The sequence below is a fragment of the Rathayibacter sp. AY1A7 genome, assembly GCF_002930845.1.
Lineage (GTDB): Bacteria > Actinomycetota > Actinomycetes > Actinomycetales > Microbacteriaceae > Rathayibacter.
In genome coordinates, this window is record NZ_PSTL01000007.1 from 74,058 (window position 1) to 91,695 (window position 17,638).

Genomic DNA, 17,638 nt, shown 5'->3' on the forward strand with positions numbered 1-17,638 from the left:
CCTGCTGCCATGATCGATGGATGTCCGCCCGCACCCGCCGCCGCCGCCCCGTGCGCTCGGCCGCGGTGGCGGTCGCGAGCCTCGTGCTCGCCGCCTTCCTCGCCTTCCACCGCGCGCTGCCCGATCCGATCGGCTGGCTGTCGGTCCTCGAGGTCGGGATCCCGTGGACGGGGCTCGTCGTGTTGCTCCTCATCGCGGCCGCGGCGGCCCTCCGGTCGCGCCGGACGGCGGCCGCGGTCACCGTGCTGGCGATGGTCTACGGCGTGCTGGTGCTGCCGGTCGCGCTTCCGGCGCCGGCCGTGCGCTCCGGCTCGTTCACCGTCGTCAGCCAGAACATCGAGACGAGCGGCGACGCCGGTGGGCTGGCCGCCTCGCTCGCCGCCCGCGGCCCCGACGTGATCGCGCTGCAGGAGCTCGACGGAGACGCCGTGGACGCGGTCGACGCCGAGCTGGCCGACGAGTACCCGTACTCGTCCGTCTCGAGCACCGTCGGCGTCTGGAGCCGGACCGAACTGACCGACGAGGAGCCGCTCGACCTCGGTCTCGGCTGGGAGCGCGCGCTCGCCGTCGACGTCGACACACCGGTCGGCAGCGCTCGCCTGTTCGTGGTGCACCTGGCCTCGTTCCGGCCGGGCGACCACGAGGAGCGGGACACCATGCTCTCGAACCTCGCCACCGCTCTCCGAGACGACGAGTCGGAGCGGACGCTGGTCATCGGTGATTTCAACACGCCGACGGACGACCACCTGTTCGCTCCGGTGCTGGCGGAGGCGGGCCTCGTCCGCACGGGTGGAGTCGGCTTCCCGGCGACCTGGCCGTCCCTGCTGCCGCTCGTCTCGCTCGACCACGCGCTCGCCGACGGCGTCACCGCCGCGACCGTCGCGGTCCTGCCGCCGAACGGCTCCGACCACCGCCCGATCAGTCTGACGATCGGTTCCGCGTAGCGAGCGTGTCGCTGAGGTCGATCCCCTTGGCCGACTCGGGAGCCGACCGGGACAGGAGCGAGGCGGGACGCACGGCCCCGGAGCCGAAGCGGGCGGCCACGCCGTCGACCGCGAGCTCCGCGTCGCGCCAGTCGTCGGAGTCGCTCCACAGGGAGAACGCGACGTCGTCGCCCTCGACCAGCTGCTCGCCGCGCACGCCGATCAGCCGCACGGGCCGCCGCATCGGGTTGGCTGCCTCGAGCAGCGCGGAGGAGGCCTCGTAGAGGACGCGGGCCACGTCCGTCGCCTCGACGAGCGTGCGGGAGCGGGTGAGGGTGCTGAAGTCGCCGAAGCGCACCTTCACCGCGACGGTGCGGCAGCGCACTCCCGAGCGGCGCATCCGCACGGCGACCTTGTCGCAGAGCCGCAGCAGCTCACGACGGACGAGCTCGGGGTCGGCCACGTCGTCGGCGAACGTGATCTCGTGTCCGGCGCTCTTCTCGATCTGGCGGGTGTCGACCGGCCGCGGATCCACCCCGTTCGCCAGGGCGTGCAGGCGCCTCCCGGTCGCCTCGCCGAGGGCGGACACCAGCGACGGCAGCGGGGTGGTCGCGACGTCGGCGACGGTGCGCAGACCGCGGCGCAGAAGCGCCTCCTCCGTGCTCGCGCCGACTCCCCACAGCGCGCTCACGGGCAGCGGATCGAGGAACTCGCGGACGCCGTCGGCGGGGACGACCAGCAGACCGTCGGGCTTGGAGCGGCCGGAGGCGAGCTTGGCGACGAACTTGGTGCTGGCGATCCCGACCGAGCAGGTCAGCCCGAGCTCGGCGTGCACCCGGCGGCGGATCTCGGTGCCGATCGCGAACGGCGAGCCCGAGATGCGGCGGGCACCCGCGACGTCGAGGAACGCCTCGTCGATGCTCAGGCGCTCGACCAGCGGCGTGAAGGAGTCGAAGATCGCCATGACGCGGCGAGAGGCCTCGCGGTAGCGCTCCATGTGCGGCTCGAGGACCACGGCCTGCGGGCAGCGGCGGAGGGCGACCGCCATGGGCATCGCCGAGTTGACGCCGTAGCGGCGCGCCTCGTAGGTCGCCGCTGTGACGACGGAGCGCGCTCCGTGGTGCCCCACGATGACCGGCCTCCCGCGCAGATCCGGCCGGTCGAGCAGCTCGACGGAGGCGAAGAACGCGTCCATGTCGATGTGCATGATGCTCGCGCGCGGGTCGTCGAAGGGCTCGGTCGTGACCTGCCGCCCCGTGCCGTCCTGCTTGCTCATGCGGTGCCGTCCTGCTCGCTCACGCCGCGCCGTCCTGCCTGCTCACGCCGCGCCGTCCTGCCTGCTCACGCCGCTCCGTCCTGCCTGCTCACGCCGCTCCGTCCTGCCTGCTCACGCCGCTCCGTCCTGCTCGCCCACGCCTCGGGACATGCTCGCACGCACCACCGACATCGGCCGCTCGACCGCCGCGCCCGGGAATGAGCGCCGACCACTCGCGGTTGACCCGAGCACCACGACGCTCCGGAGAGACCATGACGCACGAGCAGCCCGACTCCCCCACCGCCACCGAGACCGGCCCCGGCGCCGAGATGAGCCGCTGGCTCGATCTGCAGGACCGCGCCCACCGCGCCTTCGAGCTCCGGCTGAGCGCCGTCGAGGACTGGTCGGCCCCCACGCCCGACACCGAGTGGGACACGCGCGCGCTCGTGCTGCACGTCGTCCGCGAGCAGCAGCGCGCGCACACGCTCCTCTCGGGCGGCGACGAGTCGGCGCTGCGACTCGAGTCCGTCGCCACCGATCTGAGGAGCGAGTGGCGCCGCGTGACCGACCGCCTGCGCGTCGCTGTCCGCACCGTCGACCCGGCCGCGACCGTGCAGCTGGGGCGCGACACCGTCAGCGCCGTCGAGCTGCTGCAGGAGCAGACGGCCGATGTGACCGTCCACGCCTGGGACCTCGCCCGCGCGACCGGCAGCGACGAGCGGCTGGACGAGGAGCTCGTCGCAGCGGTCTGGGAGCTCTTCGCACCCCAGGAGGAGACCCTGCGCGCGAGCGGCCTCTACGCCGCGCCCGTGCCGGTCGACGACGCCGCCTCCCTCCAGAGCCGCCTGCTCGCCATCACCGGACGCGACGACCGCCTCGCCGCCTGACGGCCCGGCGCCCGGACGCCGTCAAGGCCTGGGGGCGTCCAGGGACGCCGCGGCAGGATGGAGGGGACCACGAACACGGGGCGACCCGCCCCGACGAGGAGAGGAACGTCCATGACACGCATCGCCGTCATCGGAGCCCACGGCAAGGTGGGGCAGCAGATCCTGCACCTGCTCTACGACGCCGGCCACGAGTCGGTCGGAGTGATCCGCAACCCCGATCACGCCGAGGACATCGTCCGGCTGGGCGGCGAGCCGCTCGTGCACGACCTCGAGGACACGACGCCCGAGGCCTTCGCCGAGGCGCTGGGCCACGTCGACGGCATGGTCTTCACCGCCGGAGCCGGACCCGACTCGGGCCCGGAGCGCAAGCGCACCGTCGACCTGGGGGCGTCCGTCCTCAGCCAGAAGGCCGCCGCGATCGTCGGGGTCCAGCACTTCGTGCAGGTCAGTGCGATCGGTGTGGACGAGCCGCTCCCCGAGGACACGGAGGAGGGCTGGAAGGCCTACGTCGAGGCCAAGCGCGACGCCGACGCGGCACTGCGCGACTCCGGCCTCGACTACACGATCCTCCGCCCGGGCGGGCTGACGGACGACGAGGGCACCGGCACGATCACGCTCGGCACCTCCGTCGAGAAGGGGAGCATCCCGCGAGCGGACGTCGCCGCGACGGTGATCGCCGCCCTGGCGCAGCCGACCTCCATCGCGAAGACGTGGGAGATCGTCTCCGGTCCCACCCCGATCGAGGACGCGGTGGCTCAGGGAGCCTGAGCCCCGGCCCCTCCTCCTAGAGTGGGGCGGGTGAGCACCCACCCGCCCCGCCCCTGGATTCGCAGCTACGCGCCCGGCGTGCCGACGGAGCTCGAGCTCCCGACCGGCTCGCTCGTCGACATCGTCACCGAGTCGGCCGAGCGGTATCCCCACCAGGTCGCGCTCGAGTTCTTCGGCCGTTCGACCAGCTACTCCCAGCTCGCCGACGAGGTGGAGCGGGCCGCAGAGGGCCTCCGCCGCCTGGGCGTCCGCGCGGGCGATCCTGTCGCCCTCGTCCTCCCGAACTGCCCGCAGCACGTCGTCGCCTTCTACGCCGTCCTCCGGCTCGGCGCCGTGGTGGTCGAGCACAACCCGCTCTACACCCCGCGCGAGCTGCGCCACCAGTTCGAGGACCACGGCGCTCGTGTCGCGATCGCCTGGAACCGCGTCGTGCCGACGGTGCAGGACCTCCCGACCGACCTCGGCGTCGAGACCGTAGTCGCCGTCGACCTCACCCGCGCGATGCCCGCCTCGATGCGCGCAGCCCTCCGCCTGCCGCTGAAGAAGGCCCGGGAGTCGCGCGCCGCGCTGACCGGGCCGGTCCGCGGTGCGATCGAGTGGGAGTCGCTGCTGAGGCGGCGGATCGACCCGGCGCACCCGCGCCCGGTCGCGGAGGACCTCGCGGTCATCCAGTACACGAGCGGCACGACCGGCACGCCCAAGGGCGCCGAGCTGACCCACGCGAACCTGACGGCGAACGCCGCCCAGTCGCGCGCCTGGGTGCCGACGGTCCGCCGCGGCGACTGCGTGGTCTACGCGGTGCTCCCCATGTTCCACGCCTACGGGCTGACGCTCTGCCTCACCTTCGCGATGAGCATGGGCGCGCGCCTGGTGCTGTTCCCGAAGTTCGACCCGGAGCTGGTGCTGAAGGTCGTCAAGAAGCACCCCGCCACCTTCCTCCCGGCCGTTCCGCCGATCGCGGAGCGCCTGGCGCGCAGCGCGCAGCAGCGGGGCGTCTCCCTCCGCGGCATCGAGATCGCTATCTCGGGTGCGATGCCGCTCGACCCGGCGCTGGTCGAGTCGTTCGAGGCGCTGACCGGAGGCACGCTCGTCGAGGGCTACGGCCTCTCGGAGACCTCTCCAGTCCTGATGGCCAATCCGGTCGGTCCGACGCGACGCGCCGGGACGGTCGGGCTTCCGCTGCCCGGCACGGACGTGCGGATCGTCGACCCCGAGGATCCCGACACGGAGGTGGCGACCGGCGAGCAGGGCGAGCTGGTCGTGCGCGGTCCGCAGGTGTTCCGGGGCTACCACCGCAAGCCCGACGAGACGGCGGCGATCTTCACCGGCGACGGCTGGTTCCGCACCGGCGACATCGCGACGATCGACGAGGACGGCTTCGTGCGCATCGTCGACCGGATCAAGGAGCTCGTGATCACCGGCGGCTTCAACGTCTCGCCGTCCGAGGTGGAGGAGGTGCTGCTCCGCCTGCCGGAGATCAAGGAGGTGGCGGTGGTCGGCCTGCCCGATCCGCGCAGCGGCGAGTCCGTGGCGGCGGCGGTCGTCCTGGAGCCGGGCGCGCAGCTCGACGTCGCAGCCGCCCGCAAGGCCGTCCGGGAGGCGCTGACCCCCTACAAGGTGCCCAAGCGGATCACCGTCGTCGACGAGCTGCCGCGGAGCATGATCGGCAAGGTCCTCCGCCGCCAGGTGAAGGCAATGCTGACCGACGAGGACTAGCCCGGAACGAGCGAGGGCCCCCGACCACTGTCCGTGATCGGGGGCCCTCTGCAACGAGGCTAGAAGCCGAAGTCGCCGCCTCCGAAGTCGCCGCCTCCGCCGAAGTCGCCTCCGCCACCGAAGTCGCCGCCGCCGGAGTCGCCCCAGCCGCCGCCGTCTCCGGCGTCCGCACCTCCCGCATCCGCTCCGCCGTCGGCCGAGGCGTCTCCCCCGCCGTCACCGCCGGCGTAGTCGCCTCCCGCGTCGGGGAGGAACGCGCCCGCGATGGCCGAGCCGATCGCGAACCCGGCGATCGTGCCGAGCATCGAGGAGGCGAGGACGCCGCCGAAGCCCATGCCTCCGCCGCCGGAGAAGCGCCGCTCCATGAATCCGGGCTGGCGCAGCTCGCTCCTCGTGGCGGACTGGGCGAGCGTGCGGGGATCGTCGTCCTTCGGCGCGTCGCCGACAGGGGCCCCCTCGCTGAGCTCTCGGAAGACCTGCTGGCGCTGCTCCGGGGTCAGCTGCTCGAAGGCCTCGCGGTGCACCTGCTCGATCGCCTCGGGCGGCGCGGTGCGGAGGAGGTAGCGGTAGCGCTCGATGGCACGCTCATCGTCGGTGCGCGGAGACGTCGCCGGAGGGGAGCCGTACTCGGGCCTGCGGTCCGCGGCCTGCGGCGGCGCGTACGTCGAGCGGCGTGCGCTCTCGGGCTGCTCGTCGCGGCCCAGCAGTCGGTCCAGGAATCCCATGATCTCCTCCTCGGCGCCCGACGGACGCACACCGCCACGGTAGGCCTCTCACCGCTCCGGGTGCTGAGCGTTCTCTCAGAGGCTGCTCGGAGCGGGGGCCTCGGTCACTTCTGCTTCGGGATGACCACCCACATCACGAGGTAGGCGATGATCTGCGGCCCCGGGAGGAGGCACGAGAGCACGAACAGGAGACGCACCACGAAGGGGCTCCAGCCGAATCGGCGGGCGAGACCGGCACAGACGCCGGCGATGATCCTGCCCCGACGGGGGCGCACGAGAGTAGCCATGACTCCACTCTGGCGCAGGGCGCCTGAGCGGGGCATCCGGGAAACCCCCTAGGTCTGCGCGGGAGTCCCGTCGAGCTCCTCGGGCCGGAACGCTCCGACCGAGCGGGCGAAGGCGGCGGCGCGCTCGGCGTCGGCCTCCGGCCAGACCACGTGGAAGCGCTCGAAGACCACGTCGCCGATGCCGCCCGGTGAGACGCGGGCGAAGTAGCGGCGGTGGCCGTCGAGCCAGGAGGCGCGCGTGCGGTCCCCCTCGCCCTCGGCCCAGGCGAACGCGTCGTCGACGGAGTCGAGCGGACCGGTCCGCACGTCGTCCGTCACGAGGACGACACGCGCCGCTCCCGCGCCGTCGCAGACGATCCAGTGGTCACCCGCGACGGGCGCCCCCTCCTCCGCGAGGGACGCCGTGGCCGTCTTCACTCCGCGCCGCACGAGGCCCAGCAGCTCGTCCGCCATCGCCGTGCTGTCGCCGAACGCCTCGACCGGCGGGAGCGCCTCGTCGACTCCCGGATGCGCGGAGCGGTACTCCGCCCAGAGGAGCGCCGCCGAGGCGGCGTCGGTGTCGGGGAGGGCGGTGCGCTCCGGCGCGACGGGCACGAGCGCCACGATGTTCGCCCCGGCCAGGGAGGCGGGATCGTCGGGGTGGTTGTCGGGCGTGGTGACCGTGTCGAAGGGCCAGTGCTGCTGGAGCCAGCGCCGCGCGTAGGCGTCGAGCTCCTCCTCGAGCCGCGAGCCCCGGACGGCGGGGACGACCCACCAGGAGGCCTCGGCGGAGTCGCCGCCGCCGGGCCGGACGCTCAGAGCGCCCAGCGCCTCGGTGCGGTCCGGGCCGACGAGCAGGAACGCGTGCGCTCTGCCCGCACGCGACTCCTCCTCGAGGCGCAGGAGACCGCGTACGTCGTCGCCGAGGGACGCCGACGGCAGGGCGGCCGGATCGTCCCCGCGGAGGAGAGCCGCGAGCCACGGTCGCTGCTCGCCGATCACCGCGTGCAGAAGGTCCGCATCGCTCGAGACGAGGGGACGCAGGAGGGCGCCCGCCGGCAGCTCGAGCCGCGCGGGAAGGGGCGCGTCGCCGGTTCCACCGCTCATGACCGCACCTCCCCGCGCACCGGCTCAGCCGGCCGCGCGCTCCAGCACGAGCTCGCGGACGCGGGCGGCGTCGGCCTGCCCCTTCATGGCCTTCATCACGGCACCGATCACGGCACCGGCGGCCTGAACCTTGCCGTCGCGGATCTTTGCGAGCACGTCGGGCTGCGAGGCCAGTGCCGCATCGATCGCCTCGATGAGCGCTCCGTCGTCCGAGACGACCGCGAGTCCCCGGGCGTCGACGACCTCCTGCGGGGTGCCCTCTCCGGCGATGACGCCCTGGAGGACCTCGCGGGCGAGGCGGTCGGTCAGCGTGCCGCTCTCGATCAGACCGGCGAGCTCGGCGACCTGCGCCGGAGTGACCAGGGAGACCGGGTCCTCGCCCGCCGCGTTCGCGAGGCGCGCGATCTCCCCGGTCCACCACTTGCGGGCCGCCTGCGGAGCGGCTCCCGCGGAGACGGTCTCGGTGATCTCGACCAGCAGACCGCTGTTGGCGACGTCCTGGAACTCGAGGTCGGTGAAGCCCCACTCCTGCTTGAGGCGGCGGCGGCGGTCGGCGGGCTTCTCGGGGAGCGCGGCGCGCAGCTCCTCGATCAACTCCGGGCTCGGCACGACCGGGAGCAGGTCGGGCTCCGGGAAGTAGCGGTAGTCGTCGGCGTCGCTCTTGGGCCGGCCCGCGGAGGTGCGGCCGGTGTCCTCGTGCCAGTGGCGCGTCTCCTGCGTGATCGTGCCGCCCGCGGCGAGGATCGCCGCCTGGCGCTGGATCTCGTAGCGGACGGCGCGCTCGACCGAGCGGAGCGAGTTGACGTTCTTGGTCTCGGTGCGGGTGCCGAGCTTCTCCTGGCCGATCGGGCGGAGCGAGACGTTCGCGTCGCAGCGCAGGTTGCCGCGCTCCATCTTGGCGTCCGAGATGCCGAGCGCCAGCACGATGTCGCGGATCGTCGCGACGTAGGCCTTCGCGTACTCGGGCGCGCTCTTCCCCGCGCCGTAGATGGGCTTCGTGACGATCTCCACGAGCGGGACCCCCGCGCGGTTGTAGTCCACGAGCGAGTACTCGGCGCCCTGGATGCGGCCGGTGGCGCCGCCGACGTGCGTGAGCTTGCCGGCGTCCTCCTCCATGTGCGCGCGCTCGATCGGGATCTGCACGAGCGAGCCGTCGGCCAGCTCGATCTCGACCGAGCCCTCGAAGGCGATCGGCTCGTCGAACTGCGAGATCTGGTAGTTCTTCGCCAGGTCCGGGTAGAAGTAGTTCTTGCGCGCGAAGCGGCTGGACGGGGCGATCGAGCAGCCCAGGGCGAGGCCGAGGCTGATCGAGTAGCGGACGGCCTGCTCGTTCACGACCGGCAGCGAGCCCGGGAGACCGAGGTCGACCGGGGTCACGTTCGTGTTGGGCTCGGATCCGAACTCGTTCGGCGCGTCCGAGAACATCTTGGTCTTCGTGTTGAGCTCGACGTGCACCTCGAAGCCGAGCACCGGCTCGAAGGTCTCGAAGACCTCGTCGTAGTCCATCAGCTCGGGAGCGGACGCGTGCGCGGAGGCCATCAGACGGCACCTTCCTCGGTCGCGGAGAGCACGGAGTGGGTCAGGTCGGGAGCCTGCGCGAGGAGCGGGCGGCCCCACTTCTCCTCGAGCAGCGCCTCGAGCGCGGCGCCCACGGTGTAGAGGCGCACGTCCTCCCGGGCGGGAGCGAGGAACTGGATGCCGACAGGCAGCCCGTCCTCGTCGGCGAGGCCGGCGGGGACGGAGATGCCGGGGATGCCGGCCAGGTTCGCCGGGATGGTCGCGACGTCGCCTCGGTACATCGCCAGCGGGTCGTCGAGCTTCTCGCCGAGGCGGTAGGCGGTCGTCGGCGCTGTCGGCGAGGCGATCACGTCGACGTCCGCGAAGGCCGCGTCGAAGTCCCGCTGCACCAGGGTCCGGACCTTCTGCGCGCTGCCGTAGTAGGCGTCGTAGTAGCCGGCCGAGAGGGCGTAGGTGCCGAGGATGATCCGGCGCTTGACCTCGGGGCCGAAGCCCTGCTCGCGGGTCGCGGACATGACCTGCTCGACCGTGCCGCCGCCCTCCGGCGTGACGCGGAGGCCGAACCGGACCGAGTCGAACTTGGCGAGGTTGCTGGAGGCCTCCGCGGGGAGGATCAGGTAGTAGGCGGCGACCGCGTGCTCGACGCTCGGGAGGCTCACCTCGACGACCTCGGCTCCGGCGCCCTGCAGGATCTCGAGCGCCTCGTGGAAGCGCGCCAGCACGCCGGGCTGGAAGCCCTCGCCGCCGTCGAGCTCCTTGACCACGCCGATCCGGAGGCCCGTCACGTCGGCGCGGCGCACCGCGTCGGCGAAGGAGGGCCAGGAGTCGCGCAGCGACGTCGAGTCGCGCGGGTCGTGGCCCGCGATGACGTCGTGCAGCAGCGCGGAGTCGAGGACCGTCCGGGAGACGGGGCCGATCTGGTCGAGGCTCGAGGCGAGCGCGATCGCTCCGTAGCGGGACACGCCGCCGTAGGTCGGCTTCACGCCGACGGTGCCGGTCACGTGCGCGGGCTGACGGATCGATCCCCCGGTGTCGGAGCCGAGGGCCAGGGGCGCCTCGTAGCTCGCGACGGCCGCGGCGGACCCGCCGCCGGAGCCGCCGGGGATGCGGTCGAGGTCCCACGGGTTGTGGGTGGGGCCGTAGGCGCTGCGCTCGGTGGTCGAGCCCATCGCGAACTCGTCCATGTTGGTCTTGCCGATCGGGACCAGCCCGGCCTCGCGGACCTTGCGCATGACGGTCGCGTCGTAGGGCGGGCGCCAGCCCTCGAGGATGCGGGAGCCGCTCGTGGTCGGCATGTCGTTCGTGACGATGACGTCCTTGACCGCGAGAGGCACTCCGGCGAGGGGGTGCAGCGACTCGCCGTCGGCGCGCCGGCGGTCGATCGCCTCGGCGGACGCGACCGCGCCCTCGCGCGCGACGTGGAGGAAGGCGTGGACCGCTCCGTCGACCGCGTCGATGCGCTCGAGGTGGGCGCGGGTGGCCTCGACCGAGGAGACCGAGCCGTCGGCCAGCTTCTCGGAGAGGGCGGACGCGCTGAGGCGGACGAGCTCGTCGCCGTGCGCACTCACTGCTCCTCCCCCAGGATCGCGGAGACCTGGAAGCGGCTGCCGTCGTGCTCGGGCGCGCCGGAGAGCGCCTGCTCGAGCGTGAGGGTCTCGCCGACCACGTCGGGTCGGAAGACGTTCTCGAGCGGGATCGGGTGGCTGGTCGCCGGCACCTCGGGCGTGGCGACGGCCTGGACCGCGCGCACGGAGTCGACGATCTGGCCGAGCTCCCTGGTGAGGCTCCCGATCTCGTCGGAAGTGAGGTCGATCCTGGCCAGCTGGGCCAGATGGGCGACCGTGTCGGCCGTGATCTCGGACATGCGTCTCCGTCTGGTGGTTCGGGGGGATTTCCGGCCGCCAGTCTACTCGGCGCGCCCGCACCGCCTCCGCCCGTGCCGCCCGCCCGTCAGGAGCCGCCGAAGAGGCTGGCGCCGTGCTTCAGGAGTGCGTTGTACGCGCCCTCGTAGGTGGTCGGCAGGTCCTCGCCGGGCTCGCCGTACCGGGCCAGCAGCAGGCCCATCAGGCCGACGGCGGGCGGGCTCAGCGGCTTGTCGCGGTTCACGTGCGCCGGATGCGCCGGTGCCGCCTCGGGGTTCGGCGGCAGGTACTGCGGCACCGTGGTCGGCCAGTCGCCGATCTGCCGCGGCTCGTCGAGGGTCAGCACCCCGAAGAGGTCCGGGGCGGAGGCGTCGCGAGCGGTCAGCGGCTCGAGGCCGTGCAGGGCGCTGAGGGTCCGGATCACGGCGCCGTGGTGCAGCTCGTCGTGCACGATCGTGCCGGCCCTCGTGTACGCCGAGACCGCAATCGCCGGCACGCGGCAGCCGAGCCGGTCGAAGGCGAAGCCCATCTCGCCCTCGCGGCCGTCGCCCGGCGGAGTCGCCGACGGCGGGGGGACGTGGTCGTAGAGGCCGCCGTGCTCGTCGAAGGTCGCCAGCAGGAGCGTGTTCACCGCGTTCGAGCCGGTCGTGCTCGCGCTCTCCCGGATCGCCGAGTACACCTGGTGCAGCAGCAGCTCGCCGGCGCGGACGTCGGACAGCGCGCTGTCGTAGACGGGCGTGCCGTCGACCTCGTCCTCGTGCAGGACCCCGGTCGGCGGGTGCATGTCGTTGTGGTCGAAGACGAGCCGCGGCTCGAGGAAGGCGTAGTCGGGCAGCTCGCCGTTCTCCACGTCGGCGTAAAAGCGGTCCATCGTCGAGAAGTGGGTCTTCCAGTACTTCTCGAGCACCGGCGCGTGCAGGAAGCCGGTGTAGGAGACCACCTGCAGCGCGTCGAAGTAGACGCGCCAGGTCCTCCCCGCCTCCTCGAGGCGGTTGAACACCGTCGGCGCGTCGGCCAGGTCGTCCGCGAGCCACTTCTCGTAGCCGCCGCCCTGCTTGTTGGTGACGAAGCCGTGCGAGGTCGACGCGTGCAGGAAAGACCTGTTGCAGAAGGTCTGGGAGGGGACGGCGCAGAACCACTGGTCGAAGACGGCGAACTCGCGGGCGAGGGTGGAGAAGACGGGCAGCATCTCCGGCGAGAAGCCGCCCATGATCGTCCGCGCCTCCTCCGCCGTGGGCTCCTGCCCCTTCTTCATCACCCTCAGGTGCTGGACGTAGTCCTCGAGGAAGCCGCTCATCGTCGGGGCGGAGGCGTCGGCGGGCGCGTTGAAGGGCGCGGTCATGGCGCCGACCGTGCGGCCGGCGTTCTCGGGCGGATCCACCGTGCCGAAGAGCTGAGTGTTGACGTGCGGGTACTCCTCGCCCGGGTCCGGGTCGGGCTGGCGCATCACGGAGTCGGTGGCGCCCTCGTAGACGTGCGTGCCGACGGTCAGTCCCCCGGCGCTGGTGTTCGTCCGCTCGTCGGGGAGGAGGCCCTCGAAGCTCTCGCCCGCGGGCAGGTCGTCCGGTCCGTAGAGGCGGCCGAGGACGTTGTCGAAGGAGCGGTTCTCGAACATGATCACGACGACGTGGTCGAATCCCGGCTCCGTGCGGGCGGGCAGTCGCGGCTCCTCCTCGCGGCGGGGGCCGGAGGCGACGGCCGCGCCGATCGCGCCACCGGCGAGGGCTCCGGCTCCGACTCCGGCGGCGGCGGTGCCGGCCAGGAAGCGGCGGCGCGAGCGGGAGCGGGGAGCTCCGTCGTCGTGCTCCGAGGGAGTCCGCTCGCTGGTCATCTCCGCCGCCTCTCCTGCGCCGCCTGCGCCTGCTCGGAGTGTAGCGACGCGCCCGGGACGGCGGCTCGAACGCGGGCGAGCAGTCCCGACTCCGGCTCGGGGTCGACGTGCGCGCGGCGGGCCGCGTCGCGGAGGCGGCGCCCGACCGGCGCGGGCGGCGCGAACGCCGGCGCCGTGCGGGGCCAGCGCGCGAGGGACCGGTCGGGACCGCTGAGGAGTGCGGCCAGCTCACGGACCTGCGGATCGACGAGGGCCCGGCGCACGCCCGCTCGGGCGCGGACGAGCTGCGCGGGAGTCTCCGGACCGAGCGGCACGCCGATCCGTGCACCCGAGGGGACGGCCGAGGCGAGCACGAGCGCCGGCACCGTGCCGGGCCGCTCCGCGCTCCCCCGCGCGGTGACGAGGAGCAGTATCCGCCGCCCCGCCCGCTCCGCGTCGCGGACGGCGTCGAACACGACGTGCAGCAGCTGCTCCGCGAGGCGCGCATCGGCGGATCGATCGGTGCCGGCGGCTGCGGCGTCGGCGAAGTCGGCCGGATCGACGAGGGACCGCGGCTCGACCAGGACGAGCGGAGGCAGGGTGCCGGCTGCGGCCTCGGCGGCCAGCGCGTCGATGGGAAGGAGGCGCCCGCCGCGGGAGCCGGCGGCGCCCGGATCGCGGTGGGGCCACTCCGGATCGGCGAGGAGCGTGATCGAGACGCCCTGCCGCTCGTCGACCGCGAGAGCCCAGCCTGTGCCGGTCTCCCGGGCCGCGCGCAGGGCCGCCGGCAGCGGATCGCGGCCGTCGGCGCGCCAGTGGTCGGCCCGCGCGAAGGCCGTGGCGAGGAGCGCGTGCACCGGCAGCATCTCGGGGGCGAAGCGCGCGCCCGGAGGATCGTCCGGGCCGGGCGCGGTCATCACGGCGTCCGTATCACCGGTGAACACCGGGCCGTCCGGATCGTCGAGCGCGCCGAGGACCTGGTCGCGGCTGCGGCCGGCGAAGGAGAGCACGACCAGGTGGTCGATCCGGCCCAGCGCCTCGGCGGTCCGGCGCTCGGCGGCGGTGGGCCGAGCCGCGGCGTCGAGCGCGAGCGACGCTGCGTCGGCGAGGGACCGGCGCAGGAACGCACGCCGCTCCCCGCCGCCCGCGTCAGGCATCGGGCCCGGTCGGCTCCTCCGTGCTCGGGGCGGCCGCGTCCGGGACGGCGTCGGTCTCCGGCACGGCGTCGTCCTCCGGCGAGGCGTCGGAGCGCGATGCGCCGGCGACGTCCGGGCCGGCGGCGGCCTCCTCCGGAGCGTCGGCGGACGCCTCCTCCGGCAGCGCGATCGCGTCCGGTCCCTCCGTCACCAGGAGGTGGAACTCGGCCGCGGTGATGATCCGGAGCCCCAGGGCCTCGGCCTTGCCGAGCTTGCTGCCGGCGCCGGGACCGGCGGCGACGTAGTCGGTCTTCTTGGAGACGCTCGAGCCGGCCTTGCCGCCGGCCGCGAGGATGGCCTCCTGCGCCCCCTCGCGGGAGTACCCCTCCAGGCTGCCGGTCGCCACGACCGTGAGACTCGCGAGCACCCCGCCGGCGGAGTCCGCGGCACCGGGCCCGGGGTGGCCGGGCGTGGCGAAGCGCACTCCGGCCGCGGCCCAGCAGTCGACGATCTCGACGTGCCAGTCGACCGCGAACCAGGCGATCAGGGCGTCGGCGATGATCCCGCCCACCCCGTCGACCGCGGCGAGCTCGTCGCGGCTCGCCCCGCGGATCGCGTCGAGCGAGCCGAAGTAGCCCGCCAGCGCGCGCGCGGCGACCGGGCCGACGTGCCGGATGCTGAGCGAGACCAGCAGGCGCCACAGCTCCTTGGTCTTCGCCCGCTCGATGTTCTCGATCAGCCGGAGGGCGTTGGTGGAGGGCACGGAGGCGGCGTCCCCCGCGAAGGCTCCCGCCTCCGGGTCGAAGGCGCCGTCCTTGGCGAGCTGCCGCTTGCGCTTGAAGGGCGTGACGACCTTCGGATCGCCCTTCGCGTCGAGCTTCTGCAGACCCGTCTCGGAGTCGCGGACGACGACCTCGATCGGGAAGAGATCGGCCACCGTGAGCTCGAACAGGCCGGCCTCGGTCCGCAGCGGCGGCTCGGCGGGCACCAGGGGCTGGGTCAGGGCGGCGGCGCTGACCTCGCCGAGCGCCTCGATGTCGAGCGCGCCGCGGCTGCCGATGTGCTCGACGCGCCCGCGGACCTGCGCGGGGCAGGACTCCGCGTTGGGGCAGCGCAGGTCGACGTCGCCCTCCTTGGCCGGAGCGAGCGTGGTGCCGCACTCGGGGCACTGCGTCGGCATCACGAACTCGCGCTCGGAGCCGTCGCGGAGCTCCACCACCGGGCCGAGCACCTCGGGGATGACGTCCCCGGCCTTCCGCAGCACGACCGTGTCGCCGATGAGCACGCCCTTGGCCTTGACCACGTCGGCATTGTGCAGCGTGGCCTGGCGCACCTCGGACCCCGCGACCTTCACCTTGGTCATCTGGGCGAACGGCGTCGCGCGGCCGGTCCGCCCGACGCTCACCACGATGTCGAGGAGCTTCGTGTGCACCTCCTCGGGCGGGTACTTGTAGGCGATCGCCCAGCGCGGCGCCCGGCTGGTGGCGCCGAGCTCGTCGTGCAGCTCGAGCTCGTCCACCTTCACGACCACGCCGTCGATCTCGTGCTCGACCGAGTGCCGCTCGCGGCCGTAGCGCTCGACGAAGGCGAGCACCTCCTCCACCGAGGCCGAGACGCGGTTGTGGCCGCTCACCGGCAGTCCCCAGGAGGAGAGGAGCCCGTAGACCTCGGACTGGGTCGCGACCGGCGGGTCCGGCCAGGCGCCGATGCCGTGCACGTAGAGCGCGAGGGAGCCGACGCGCGCCTCGCCGGCGCGCAAATCGAGACCCGACTTCTTGTCGAGCTGCTGGCGGAGGCCGCCGCTCGCCGCGTTCCGCGGGTTGGCGAAGGTCGGGAAGCGCCGCAACGCGCTCGTGCGCGCCTTCTCCTCCTCGAAGACGCCGCGGGTGGCGGCCGGGCGGGTCGACCAGCGGGTCCGCGCCTCCTCGACCGCCTCGTCGCGCAGCGTCTCCTGGAGGGCGTTCAGCTCGGCGAAGGCGGCCACGGGGATGAAGACCTCGCCGCGGACCTCGACGAGTACCGGGTGGCCCTCACCGGAGAGGCGCTCGGGGATGCCCGCGACGCGGAGGGCGTTGACGGTGACGTCCTCGCCGGTGCGGCCGTCGCCGCGGGTCGCCGCCGTGACGAGGAGGCCGTTCTCGTAGTGGAGGGAGATCGCGAGCCCGTCGATCTTGAGCTCCGTGAGCCAGGCGACGGGGCGGTCGGCCGAGGCCACCGTCTTCTCGCACCACTCGCGCAGCTCCTCGGCCGAGAACACGTTGTCGAGGGAGAGCATCCGCTCGGCGTGGTCGATCGGGGCGAGGCCCGCTCCGACGATCCCGCCGACCGTCCGCGTCGGCGAGTCCTCGGCGGCGAGCTCGGGGTGCTCGGCCTCGAGCGCGGCGAGCTCGCGCACCAGGGCGTCGTACTCGGCGTCGGACAGCGGCGAGGAGTCGGCCGCGTAGTAGTCGTCGCTCGCCGACCGGATCCGCGCCCGCAGCTCCTCGACGCGGGCGGCGGGCTCGATGGCGCTCATCGGAGCACCGCGGCGTCGGCCGCGACCGTGCGGTCGATCGTGCACTGGCCCAGCACGCGGGTGCCGAGGTAGACGACGGCCGTCTGGCCGGGGGCGACGCCGTCGAGCGGCGAGTCCGGAGTGATCACGAGCTCCACCCTGCCATCGACGTGCGACACCACCGCGGAGGCGGGGACCGGGTCGGCGTGCGCGCGGATCTGGACGTCGCAGCGGAAGGGCGCGTCCGCGTCCTCGGGAGCGGCGCCCGCCCAGGTGAACCGCTTGCCGGCGATCTCGCCGATGCTCAGAGCCTCGCGCGGACCGACCACGACCTCGTTGCTCACCGGCCGCACCTCCAGGACGAAGCGGGGCCGTCCGTCGGGCGCGGGGACGCCGAGGTGCAGGCCCCGGCGCTGGCCCACCGTGTACCCGTGAGCGCCCTCGTGGGAGCCGACCACCGCGCCGTCCCGATCGACGACCGCTCCGGTCTCGGGGGCGACGCGCTCGGCGAGCCAGCCGCGGGTGTCGCCGTCGGGGATGAAGCAGATGTCGTAGCTGTCGGGCTTGCTCGCGACGCTGAGGCCCCGCTCCGCCGCCTCCGCGCGCACGATCGCCTTGGACGGCGTGGAGCCGAGCGGGAACATCGAGTGCCGCAGCTGCTGCTCCGTCAGCACGCCGAGGACGTAGGACTGGTCCTTCGCCTCGTCGCTCGCGCGATGGAGCTCCGGGGAGCCGTCGGCGGCGGTGCGGAGGGAGGCGTAGTGGCCGGTGCAGACCGCGTCGAAGCCGAGGTCGAGAGCCTTCTCGAGCAGGGCGGCGAACTTGATCCGCTCGTTGCAGCGCATGCAGGGGTTCGGGGTGCGGCCCGCCGAGTACTCGGCGACGAAGTCGTCGACGACGTCCAGCTTGAACCGCTCGGAGAAGTCCCACACGTAGTACGGGATGCCGAGGACGTTCGCGGCGCGCTGCGCGTCCATCGAGTCCTCGATCGTACAGCACCCCCGGCTGCCGGTGCGCAGCGTTCCGGGCATCCTGCTCAGGGCGAGGTGCACGCCCACCACGTCGTGCCCCGCCTCCACCGCGCGGGCCGCGGCCACCGCCGAGTCCACTCCACCGCTCATCGCCGCCAGAACCTTCACCGTGCGAGTCTACGTTTCCCGCGGGCGCGGCC

The 17,638-nt window shown here is 73.5% G+C and carries 15 protein-coding genes; 4 read left to right on the forward strand and 11 right to left on the reverse strand.

The genetic code is table 11. The annotated features are described in order from the left end of the window. Nucleotides 1-20: 20 nt before the first annotated feature. On the forward strand, nucleotides 21-944 hold the full coding sequence (locus tag C5B95_RS07845) for an endonuclease/exonuclease/phosphatase family protein (RefSeq protein WP_104348890.1): 924 nt from the start codon (nucleotides 21-23) through the stop codon (nucleotides 942-944). Here C5B95_RS07845 and dinB read toward each other — a convergent pair. Continuing rightward, a complete protein-coding gene (gene dinB / locus C5B95_RS07850; protein WP_104226745.1) occupies nucleotides 919-2,199 on the reverse strand; it encodes a DNA polymerase IV in 1,281 nt (426 codons plus the stop codon). The two genes, C5B95_RS07845 and dinB, sit on opposite strands and share 26 nt — an antisense overlap. 251 nt (nucleotides 2,200-2,450) lie before the next feature. Between dinB and C5B95_RS07855 the strand changes: the two genes are divergently transcribed. The 3 genes from C5B95_RS07855 (at nucleotide 2,451) to C5B95_RS07865 (ending at nucleotide 5,549) form a co-directional block, all read left to right on the forward strand. Further along, a complete protein-coding gene (locus C5B95_RS07855; RefSeq protein WP_258059445.1) occupies nucleotides 2,451-3,065 on the forward strand; it encodes a TIGR03086 family metal-binding protein in 615 nt (204 codons plus the stop codon). A gap of 111 nt (nucleotides 3,066-3,176) precedes the next feature. After that, nucleotides 3,177-3,833, forward strand: coding sequence for an SDR family oxidoreductase (locus C5B95_RS07860; protein ID WP_104223727.1), 657 nt, complete (start codon nucleotides 3,177-3,179; stop codon nucleotides 3,831-3,833). 30 nt (nucleotides 3,834-3,863) lie between these two features. Beyond that, nucleotides 3,864-5,549 (forward strand): long-chain-fatty-acid--CoA ligase, encoded by a 1,686-nt coding sequence (locus tag C5B95_RS07865; RefSeq protein WP_104348891.1) that lies wholly within the window; start codon nucleotides 3,864-3,866, stop codon nucleotides 5,547-5,549. 59 nt (nucleotides 5,550-5,608) lie between these two features. Here C5B95_RS07865 and C5B95_RS07870 read toward each other — a convergent pair whose 3' ends face one another. The 10 genes from C5B95_RS07870 to mnmA all read right to left on the reverse strand — a co-directional run bounded on the left by C5B95_RS07870 (nucleotide 5,609) and on the right by mnmA (nucleotide 17,606). Continuing rightward, nucleotides 5,609-6,274, reverse strand: coding sequence for a hypothetical protein (locus tag C5B95_RS07870; RefSeq protein WP_104267293.1), 666 nt, complete (start codon nucleotides 6,272-6,274; stop codon nucleotides 5,609-5,611). A gap of 104 nt (nucleotides 6,275-6,378) precedes the next feature. Continuing rightward, nucleotides 6,379-6,561: a PspC domain-containing protein gene (locus C5B95_RS07875; protein ID WP_104223873.1), complete on the reverse strand. Its 183-nt coding sequence runs from the start codon at nucleotides 6,559-6,561 to the stop codon at nucleotides 6,379-6,381. 48 nt (nucleotides 6,562-6,609) lie between these two features. After that, nucleotides 6,610-7,647: an ASCH domain-containing protein gene (locus C5B95_RS17840; protein WP_104348892.1), complete on the reverse strand. Its 1,038-nt coding sequence runs from the start codon at nucleotides 7,645-7,647 to the stop codon at nucleotides 6,610-6,612. A 24-nt stretch (nucleotides 7,648-7,671) separates the two neighbouring features. Then, nucleotides 7,672-9,186: an Asp-tRNA(Asn)/Glu-tRNA(Gln) amidotransferase subunit GatB gene (gene gatB / locus C5B95_RS07885; RefSeq protein WP_104348893.1), complete on the reverse strand. Its 1,515-nt coding sequence runs from the start codon at nucleotides 9,184-9,186 to the stop codon at nucleotides 7,672-7,674. Continuing rightward, nucleotides 9,186-10,733: an Asp-tRNA(Asn)/Glu-tRNA(Gln) amidotransferase subunit GatA gene (gatA, locus tag C5B95_RS07890; protein WP_104247609.1), complete on the reverse strand. Its 1,548-nt coding sequence runs from the start codon at nucleotides 10,731-10,733 to the stop codon at nucleotides 9,186-9,188. The genes gatB and gatA overlap by 1 nt, the downstream gene beginning before the upstream one ends. Then, nucleotides 10,730-11,029: an Asp-tRNA(Asn)/Glu-tRNA(Gln) amidotransferase subunit GatC gene (gene gatC / locus C5B95_RS07895; RefSeq protein WP_104226848.1), complete on the reverse strand. Its 300-nt coding sequence runs from the start codon at nucleotides 11,027-11,029 to the stop codon at nucleotides 10,730-10,732. Before gatC ends, gatA begins: the two co-directional genes overlap by 4 nt. A gap of 86 nt (nucleotides 11,030-11,115) precedes the next feature. Continuing rightward, the gene (locus tag C5B95_RS07900; RefSeq protein WP_104309833.1) at nucleotides 11,116-12,858 is read right to left on the reverse strand and encodes an alkaline phosphatase family protein; all 1,743 of its coding nucleotides are present in this window, start codon (nucleotides 12,856-12,858) and stop codon (nucleotides 11,116-11,118) included. Then, nucleotides 12,855-13,994: a hypothetical protein gene (locus tag C5B95_RS07905; RefSeq protein WP_104348894.1), complete on the reverse strand. Its 1,140-nt coding sequence runs from the start codon at nucleotides 13,992-13,994 to the stop codon at nucleotides 12,855-12,857. The genes C5B95_RS07900 and C5B95_RS07905 overlap by 4 nt, the downstream gene beginning before the upstream one ends. Next, on the reverse strand, nucleotides 13,987-16,488 hold the full coding sequence (gene ligA, locus C5B95_RS07910; RefSeq protein WP_104348895.1) for an NAD-dependent DNA ligase LigA: 2,502 nt from the start codon (nucleotides 16,486-16,488) through the stop codon (nucleotides 13,987-13,989). Before ligA ends, C5B95_RS07905 begins: the two co-directional genes overlap by 8 nt. Further along, complete coding sequence (gene mnmA, locus C5B95_RS07915) at nucleotides 16,485-17,606, reverse strand: tRNA 2-thiouridine(34) synthase MnmA (protein WP_181068030.1); 1,122 nt, start codon at nucleotides 17,604-17,606, stop codon at nucleotides 16,485-16,487. Before mnmA ends, ligA begins: the two co-directional genes overlap by 4 nt. Nucleotides 17,607-17,638 lie beyond the last annotated feature (32 nt).

What these genes read in the sequence shown, in the direction of transcription:
- C5B95_RS07870 (WP_104267293.1), bottom strand. Translation starts at nt 6,274, where the DNA reads ATGGGATTCCTGGACCGACTGCTGGGCCGCGACGAGCAGCCCGAGAGC.
- C5B95_RS17840 (WP_104348892.1), bottom strand. Translation starts at nt 7,647, where the DNA reads ATGAGCGGTGGAACCGGCGACGCGCCCCTTCCCGCGCGGCTCGAGCTG.
- C5B95_RS07875 (WP_104223873.1), bottom strand. Translation starts at nt 6,561, where the DNA reads ATGGCTACTCTCGTGCGCCCCCGTCGGGGCAGGATCATCGCCGGCGTC.
- ligA (WP_104348895.1), bottom strand. Translation starts at nt 16,488, where the DNA reads ATGAGCGCCATCGAGCCCGCCGCCCGCGTCGAGGAGCTGCGGGCGCGG.
- C5B95_RS07845 (WP_104348890.1), top strand. Translation starts at nt 21, where the DNA reads ATGTCCGCCCGCACCCGCCGCCGCCGCCCCGTGCGCTCGGCCGCGGTG.
- gatB (WP_104348893.1), bottom strand. Translation starts at nt 9,186, where the DNA reads ATGGCCTCCGCGCACGCGTCCGCTCCCGAGCTGATGGACTACGACGAG.
- C5B95_RS07860 (WP_104223727.1), top strand. Translation starts at nt 3,177, where the DNA reads ATGACACGCATCGCCGTCATCGGAGCCCACGGCAAGGTGGGGCAGCAG.
- dinB (WP_104226745.1), bottom strand. Translation starts at nt 2,199, where the DNA reads ATGAGCAAGCAGGACGGCACGGGGCGGCAGGTCACGACCGAGCCCTTC.
- C5B95_RS07905 (WP_104348894.1), bottom strand. Translation starts at nt 13,994, where the DNA reads ATGCCTGACGCGGGCGGCGGGGAGCGGCGTGCGTTCCTGCGCCGGTCC.
- C5B95_RS07900 (WP_104309833.1), bottom strand. Translation starts at nt 12,858, where the DNA reads ATGACCAGCGAGCGGACTCCCTCGGAGCACGACGACGGAGCTCCCCGC.
- C5B95_RS07855 (WP_258059445.1), top strand. Translation starts at nt 2,451, where the DNA reads ATGACGCACGAGCAGCCCGACTCCCCCACCGCCACCGAGACCGGCCCC.
- gatC (WP_104226848.1), bottom strand. Translation starts at nt 11,029, where the DNA reads ATGTCCGAGATCACGGCCGACACGGTCGCCCATCTGGCCCAGCTGGCC.